At 72.4% G+C, this 6,982-nt stretch carries 6 protein-coding genes; 2 read left to right on the top strand and 4 right to left on the bottom strand.

The annotated features are described in order from the left end of the window. Window positions 1-106: 106 nt before the first annotated feature. The 3 genes from ACWD4B_RS34600 to ACWD4B_RS34610 all read right to left on the bottom strand — a co-directional run bounded on the left by ACWD4B_RS34600 (window position 107) and on the right by ACWD4B_RS34610 (window position 3,444). The gene (locus tag ACWD4B_RS34600; RefSeq protein ID WP_451424494.1) at window positions 107-1,792 is read right to left on the bottom strand and encodes a phospho-sugar mutase; all 1,686 of its coding nucleotides are present in this window, start codon (window positions 1,790-1,792) and stop codon (window positions 107-109) included. Between the two features lie 276 nt (window positions 1,793-2,068). Continuing rightward, complete coding sequence (locus ACWD4B_RS34605) at window positions 2,069-2,884, bottom strand: purine-nucleoside phosphorylase (protein WP_336416193.1); 816 nt, start codon at window positions 2,882-2,884, stop codon at window positions 2,069-2,071. A gap of 122 nt (window positions 2,885-3,006) precedes the next feature. Further along, window positions 3,007-3,444, bottom strand: coding sequence for a gamma-glutamylcyclotransferase (locus ACWD4B_RS34610; RefSeq protein WP_190130299.1), 438 nt, complete (start codon window positions 3,442-3,444; stop codon window positions 3,007-3,009). A gap of 166 nt (window positions 3,445-3,610) precedes the next feature. Here ACWD4B_RS34610 and ACWD4B_RS34615 point away from each other — a divergent pair, with 166 nt between their 5' ends. Beyond that, complete coding sequence (locus tag ACWD4B_RS34615; RefSeq protein WP_336416195.1) at window positions 3,611-5,044, top strand: NAD(P)H-quinone dehydrogenase; 1,434 nt, start codon at window positions 3,611-3,613, stop codon at window positions 5,042-5,044. Window positions 5,045-5,190: 146 nt separating this feature from the next. Beyond that, window positions 5,191-6,153, top strand: coding sequence for a DeoR/GlpR family DNA-binding transcription regulator (locus ACWD4B_RS34620; RefSeq protein WP_451424495.1), 963 nt, complete (start codon window positions 5,191-5,193; stop codon window positions 6,151-6,153). Window positions 6,154-6,197: 44 nt separating this feature from the next. Here the strand turns inward: ACWD4B_RS34620 and ACWD4B_RS34625 are convergent, their stop codons facing one another. Continuing rightward, window positions 6,198-6,779 (bottom strand): TetR/AcrR family transcriptional regulator, encoded by a 582-nt coding sequence (locus ACWD4B_RS34625; protein ID WP_227727107.1) that lies wholly within the window; start codon window positions 6,777-6,779, stop codon window positions 6,198-6,200. Window positions 6,780-6,982 lie beyond the last annotated feature (203 nt).

Raw genomic sequence — 6,982 nt, forward strand, 5'->3', positions numbered from 1 at the left:
GCGAGAGGGCGGGGCACCCTCGCGTGGAACAGACCGCCGTAAAAAGTTCAGTCCCCGGAAGGACCCGTCCCGCTCCCACCCCGCACCCGACCCACCCCTGACGGGGTCAGATCCCGGCGGCCCGCGCCAGGTCCGTCTTGATGGCGGCCAGCACCTCACCACCGTGCACCCGGGCCCCGGCCAGTGCAGCGGCATCCGCCACCGGCACCACGACCTCCAGGTAGCACTTCAGCTTCGGCTCCGTGCCGCTCGGTCGCACGATCACCCGGGCCCCGGAGACCTGTCCGGCCTCGTCACCGGCCAGGTGGTACCGCAGGCCGTCCGTCGGCGGCAGCGACTCCGTACCCTTGCTCAGGTCCTCGGCCGACACCACGTGCAGCCCGGCCAGCACCGCCGGCGGCTGCTCCCGCAGGCGCCGCATCGCCGACGCGATGACCGACAGGTCCTCGACGCGCACCGACAGCTGGTCGGTGGCGTGCAGCCCGTGCTCGACCGCGAGGTCGTCCAGCAGGTCGCTCAGCGTGCGGCCGTGCTCCTTCAGCTCGGCGGTCAGCTCGGCGATCAGCAGCGCGGCCGTGATGCCGTCCTTGTCGCGCACGCCCTCCGGGTCGACGCAGTAGCCCAGCGCCTCCTCGTACGCGTAGCGCAGGCCGTCCACCCGGGCGAGCCACTTGAAGCCCGTCAGGGTCTCCTCGTAGGGCGTGCCGGTGCCGGCGGCGGCGATCCGCGAGAGCAGCGACGACGAGACGATCGTCGTCGCGAACGTCCCGGCGGCGTTCTTGTGCACCAAGTGCTCGGCCAGCAGGGCGCCCACCTCGTCGCCGCGCAGCATGCGCCAGCCCTCGACGGTGTCGTCCGCCGGTACGGCCACCGCGCAGCGGTCCGCGTCGGGGTCGTTGGCGATGATGATGTCCGGGGCCTCGCCGCGGGCCGCCGCCTCGCGGGCGGTCGCGAAGGACAGGTCCATCGCGCCCGGCTCCTCGGGGTTCGGGAAGGCGACGGTCGGGAAGTCCGGGTCCGGCTCGGCCTGCTCGGCGACGACGGCCGGGGCGGGGAAGCCGGCCCGGGCGAAGGCGGCGGTCAGCACGTCGCGGCCGACGCCGTGCATGGGCGTGTAGACGACGCGGATGTCACGCGCGGAGCCGCCGGTCAGGACGGCGTCGGTGCGGGCCAGGTAGGCGCCGAGGATGTCGTCCTCGACGAGGGTCTCCCAGCCGGCGTCGGGGCGCGGCACGTCGTTCAGGCTCGCGACCGCCGCGATCTCGGCGGCGATGCCGGCGTCTGCCGGGGGCACGATCTGGGAGCCGTCGCCGAGGTAGACCTTGTAGCCGTTGTCCCGGGGCGGGTTGTGGCTGGCGGTGACCTCGACGCCGGCGACGGCGCCGAGGTGGCGGATCGCGAAGGCGAGGACGGGGGTGGGCAGCGGGCGCGGCATGACCACGGCCCTGAGGCCGGCGCCGACCATGACGGCGGCGGTGTCGCGGGCGAAGTCGGCGCTCTTGTAGCGGGCGTCGTAGCCGACGACGACCGTGCCACCGGTGTGGCCCTGCTTCTTCAGGTACCCGGCGAGGCCGGCGGCGGCGCGGATGACGACGGAGCGGTTCATGCGCATGGGGCCGGCGCCGAGTTCGCCGCGGAGGCCGGCGGTGCCGAACTGGAGGGTGCCGGCGAAGCGGGCGCCGAGCTCGGCGAGGTCCTCGGCGTCGATGAGCTTGGCGAGCTCGTCGCGGGTCTCGGGGTCGGGGTCCTCGGCGAGCCACGTCCTGGCCTGGGCGATGAGGTCTCGCTGCACGGGGTTCCTCCGGAGGTTGCGGGGCGTCGTGGTTGCGGGGTGCGTGGGGCGGGGGTGCAGGGCGGGACGGGCCCCTCTGGGGGCTGAACTATTCGTGGCCTCGGCGGCACCCATGGGGTGCCCCCTCACAGCCACAAATAGTCCTTTACGCCCCCTGCCGGGGCCCGTCCCGCCCTGCACCCCCTCACGTGCGTGGGCACGTCCGGGCGCAGAACGCCCGGAAGGGGCGGTCCCACCCGTGGTGGAACCGCCCCAGGGGACAAAAAGGCGGCAAGCCTAGAGGCGCGGCAGAACCTTGGCGAGGAGCTCGCCCATCTGGACGGCCGAGTCGCGGCCGGCCTGCAGGACCTCTTCGTGGTTGAGCGGCTCGCCGGTCATGCCCGCGGCCAGGTTCGTCACGAGGGAGATGCCCAGGACCTCGGCGCCGGCCTCGCGGGCGGCGATGGCCTCGAGGGTGGTGGACATGCCGACCAGGTCCGCGCCGAGGGTGCGGATCATCCTGATCTCGGCCGGGGTCTCGTAGTGCGGGCCGGGGAACTGGACGTAGACGCCCTCCTCGAGGGACGGGTCCACCTCCTTGCACAGGGTGCGCAGCCGCGGCGAGTACAGGTCGGTGAGGTCGACGAAGTTGGCGCCGACGATCGGCGAGGTCGCCGTGAGGTTGATGTGGTCGCTGATCAGCACCGGCTGACCCGGGCGCATGCCCTCGCGGAGGCCGCCGCAGCCGTTGGTGAGGACGACGGTCTTGCAGCCCGCGGCGACGGAGGTGCGGACGCCGTGGACGACGGAGGCGACGCCGCGGCCCTCGTAGTAGTGCGTGCGGCCGAGGAAGACGAGCGCGCGCTTGTCGTTGACCTTGTAGGAGCGCACGGTGCCCGCGTGGCCGGCGACGGCGGCGGCGGAGAAGCCGGGGAGCTCGGTGACGGCGAACTCGGCCTCGGGGGTGCCGAGGGCCTCGGTGGCGGGAACCCATCCGGAGCCCATGACCAGGGCGACGTCGTGGGTCTCGGCGCCCGTGAGCTCGCGCAGGCGGGCGGCGGCGGCGTCGGCCGCGGCGTACGGGTCGGTCTGGGGGGTAACTGATGCGTTCACGCCGACGAGGGTAACCGCTCCATGCCTACGCGCGTAGATGTCGTCGCTTACGGAGTTCCAATTGTTGCTTTGTGCCTTGCGACGAAGCCCGCGCCCCGGGGCCGCGCCCCGGGGCCCTTCGTTCAGCAGGGCCGCTTGCGGAGCTCCATCACATAGTCGTGCGGCGCCCCCGCCGACTCGGCGGCGTCGGCGATCTCGCCCAGATAGCGGGCCGAGGGCAGCCCGCCCTCGTAGCCGTTCAGGACGTACACCCACGCCGGCTCCTCTCCGTCCAGCGTGTGCACCCGCACCCGCATCCGGCGGTAGATGTCGAGGCCGACACCCTCCCAACGGTCCATCGAGTCCTCGTCCATCGGAGCGATGTCGTAGAGGGCGACGAAGACCTGTGAGCGGGGGGCCTCGACGATGGTGGCGAGGGCGCCCTCCCAGCCCATCTGTTCCCCGCCGAACGTCAGCCGCCAGCCGTTGAGCCAGCCCGTGCCGCGCAGCGGCGAGTGCGGGGCGCGGCGGGACATCAGCCGCGCATCGAGGTTGCCGGCGTACGCGGCGTAGAGCGACATGGTTCCGAGGGTACGGGAGTGAGGCGGGACGGCATTTGGGGTGGCAGTCTCGAAGGGAGGTTCGTACGGAATTTTCTGCCGAAGCTCGCACGGATCCTCGCTCGGACACGGGCTGCGGACGGGTAACCGGGCCCCGGAAGGAGTCACTTCGAATGGGTGCGGGACAATGGAGTACGTGACTCGGATCGTGATCATCGGTGGCGGACCCGGCGGCTACGAAGCGGCGCTGGTAGCCGCTCAGCTCGGCGCGGAGGTGACCGTCGTCGACTGCGACGGTCTGGGCGGGGCGTCGGTGCTCACCGACTGCGTGCCCTCGAAGACTCTCATCGCGACGGCCGAGGTGAAGACCAACTTCGACTCCTCGTACGAGGAGCTGGGGATCACCGTCGACGACGGCGAGGACGGCACGGTCGTCGGCGTCGACCTGGGCAAGGTCAACCGCCGTGTGAAGCGGCTCGCGCTGGCGCAGTCCCACGACATCACGGCGTCGGTCACGCGGGCCGGCGGCCGGGTGATGCGCGGGCGCGGGCGGCTGGAGCCGAACCGGGAGCCCGACGGGTCGCGCACGGTCGTGGTGCGCGCCGCCGACGGCACCGAGGAGACCCTGGTCGCGGACGCCGTGCTGGTCGCCACGGGTGCCCACCCGCGGGAGATCCCGGACGCGCTGCCGGACGGCGAGCGGATCCTGAACTGGACGCAGGTGTACGACCTGGAGGAGCTCCCCGAGGAGCTCATCGTGGTCGGCTCGGGTGTCACGGGTGCCGAGTTCGCGGGCGCCTACCAGGCGCTGGGCTCGAAGGTGACGCTGGTGTCCTCGCGGGACCGGGTGCTGCCGGGCGAGGACCCGGACGCGGCCGCCGTGCTGGAGGACGTCTTCCGGCGGCGCGGGATGAACGTGATGGCGCGCTCGCGCGCCGCGTCGGCCAAGCGCGTGGGGGACCGGGTGGAGGTCACCCTGGCCGACGGCCGGGTCATCACCGGGACGCACTGCCTGATGGCCGTCGGGTCGATCCCCAATACTGCCGGGATCGGACTGGAGGAGGCCGGGGTCCGGCTCCTGGAGTCCGGCCACATCTGGACGGACAAGGTCTCGCGGACCAGCGCGCCGGGTGTCTACGCGGCCGGTGACTGCACCGGGGTCTTCGCGCTGGCGTCCGTGGCGGCGATGCAGGGCCGCATCGCGATGTACCACTTCCTGGGCGACGCGGTGGCGCCGCTCAATCTCAAGACGGTATCCGCGAACGTATTTACGGATCCGGAGATTGCGACGGTCGGGTACACCCAGGCCGACGTCGACAACGGATTGATTGACGCCCGTGTCGTCAAACTTCCGTTGCTGCGCAATCCGCGCGCGAAGATGCAAGGCATCCGGGACGGTTTTGTGAAGATGTTCTGCCGCCCCGGCACGGGCATCGTGGTGGGCGGTGTGGTGGTGTCCCCGCGGGCCAGCGAGCTGATCCACCCGATCTCGATCGCGGTGGACAACAACCTGACCGTGGAGCAGATCGCCAGCGCCTTCACCGTCTACCCTTCGCTCTCCGGCTCGATCGCCGAGGTGGCGCGGCAGCTGCACACGCGGAAGACGCAGCGGGAGGCGTGAACCGGGGCCGGTGACGGCCCATACCACTTCCCGGGTTGCAGTGCGGACAACTTCCGTTAATTGCTGCAACCTGCTGAAAACAGATGGTCGTTGGCGTTACTGTCGGTTTCGTGTTCGCTGCAGAACGTCGTCAATTGATCCTCGAAATGGTGCGGGCCAACGGAGCGGTTTCGCTCCGTGAGCTCGCCCGCGTCGTCCAGACCTCCGAAGTGACCGTACGGCGGGACGTGCGGGCTCTGGAGGCCGAAGGACTGCTCGACCGCCGGCACGGCGGTGCGGTGCTGCCGGGCGGATTCACCAGGGAGTCCGGCTTCCCGCAGAAATCCCATCTAGCGACCGCCGAGAAGACGGCCATCGCCGATCTGGCGGCGAGCTTCGTCGAGGAGGGCGAGGCCGTCGTCGTCGGCGCCGGCACCACCACCCAGGAGCTGGCCCGCCGGCTCGCCCGGGTGCCGGGGCTCACCGTGGTCACCAACTCCCTGCTCGTCGCCCAGGCCCTGGCCCATGCCAACCGGGTCGAGGTCGTCATGACCGGCGGCACCCTGCGCGGCTCCAACTACGCCCTCGTGGGCAGCGGGGCCGAGCAGTCCCTGCAGGGGCTGCGGGTGAGCAGAGCGTTCCTGTCCGGGAGCGGTCTCACCGCCGAGCGCGGGCTGTCCACGTCCAACATGCTCTCCGCGAGCGTGGACCGGGCGCTGGTGCAGGCCGCGGCCGAGGTGGTCGTGCTCGCCGACCACACCAAGCTGGGCACCGACACGATGTTCCAGACGGTGCCGACGGACGTCATCACCCGGCTGGTGACCGACGAGCCGCCCGCCCACGACGACCGTGCCGCCACCGAGCTCCAGGCGCTCGCCGACCAGGGCGTGCACATCTCGGTCGCCGGGCCCGGCGCGGGGTCGGGCTCGGCGGCAGGGGTGCCGGGCGACCCCGTACCGGCCCGCCGCCGGGATGTGCCGCCGCTGCCGGGCCAGCGGCGCAGCCTCCCGTTGGGCCCGGGCCGGCCGGACGCCCCCGGGCAGGGCGGCCCGCCCGGGGCGCAGCTGCGCAGCGCGGTCTCCCTCGACCAGCCGCCGACGGCACGGGTGGCGGACCTCCGCCGGAGATAGCGGGCCGGGTTGCGGCGGCATCTCCCGCCCGCCGCAACGGTGGCCTACGGGCGCAGGCCCGTGAGCGTCAGCATCAGCAGCCGGTCGGCCAACTCGGGGTCGTCAGGGGACTGTTCGACCGCCAGCGAAATGGCGTTGGTCAGCTGCATCAGGTCGGCGATGTCCACGCCGCCGCGCACCGCGCCGGCCTGCTGGGCCCGCGCCAGCAGCATGCTGCCCGCGTCCCGCAGCGGCAGGCTGCAGCGGGACAGGGCGGAGGCCTTGTCGCTCTGTGCGGCCATCAGGGCCCGGGACAGGCCCCGGTAGGTGCTGGCGTGCGTCACGATGGCCCGCAGCCAGGCCACCAGGGCCCGGCAGGGCTCGGGGGAGGCCAGCAGCTCGCGTGAGCGTGCCAGCAGCCCGTCCAGCTCGCCCTGGAAGACGGCGCTCATCAGGGCCGTGCGGTTGGGGAAGTGCCGGTAGAGCGTGCCGATGCCCACACCCGCGCGGCGGGCGATGTCCTCGAGGGAGGCGTCCGTGCCGTGCTCGGTGAAGGCCGTGCGGGCCTCGGCGAGCAGCCGCTCGTAGTTGCGCCGCGCGTCCGCGCGCATGGGTCGTGGTGACGTCTGCGCCGTCTCGGCCGTCATCTCCGTCCGTCCTCCCACTCGGTGGCCCCGTGGTCCCGCCTGCCAAGGATGCCAGGCGCCTGGAGGGGTGTCCGGCGGATCTTCGCGCCCCGAAGGGGCGCGGGGAACTGCGCGATCGGCCACGACGCGCCCGCAGTCGATGTTCCCGGGGCTTCGCCCCGGACCCCTGGGGTGGTGCTTCGGCTGCAGGCCGTCGGTGGCTG

Source organism: Streptomyces sp. NPDC002536 (assembly GCF_053594995.1).

What these genes read in the sequence shown, in the direction of transcription:
- ACWD4B_RS34620 (WP_451424495.1), top strand. Translation starts at nt 5,191, where the DNA reads ATGGTGCGGGCCAACGGAGCGGTTTCGCTCCGTGAGCTCGCCCGCGTC.
- ACWD4B_RS34610 (WP_190130299.1), bottom strand. Translation starts at nt 3,444, where the DNA reads ATGTCGCTCTACGCCGCGTACGCCGGCAACCTCGATGCGCGGCTGATG.
- ACWD4B_RS34615 (WP_336416195.1), top strand. Translation starts at nt 3,611, where the DNA reads ATGGAGTACGTGACTCGGATCGTGATCATCGGTGGCGGACCCGGCGGC.
- ACWD4B_RS34625 (WP_227727107.1), bottom strand. Translation starts at nt 6,779, where the DNA reads ATGACGGCCGAGACGGCGCAGACGTCACCACGACCCATGCGCGCGGAC.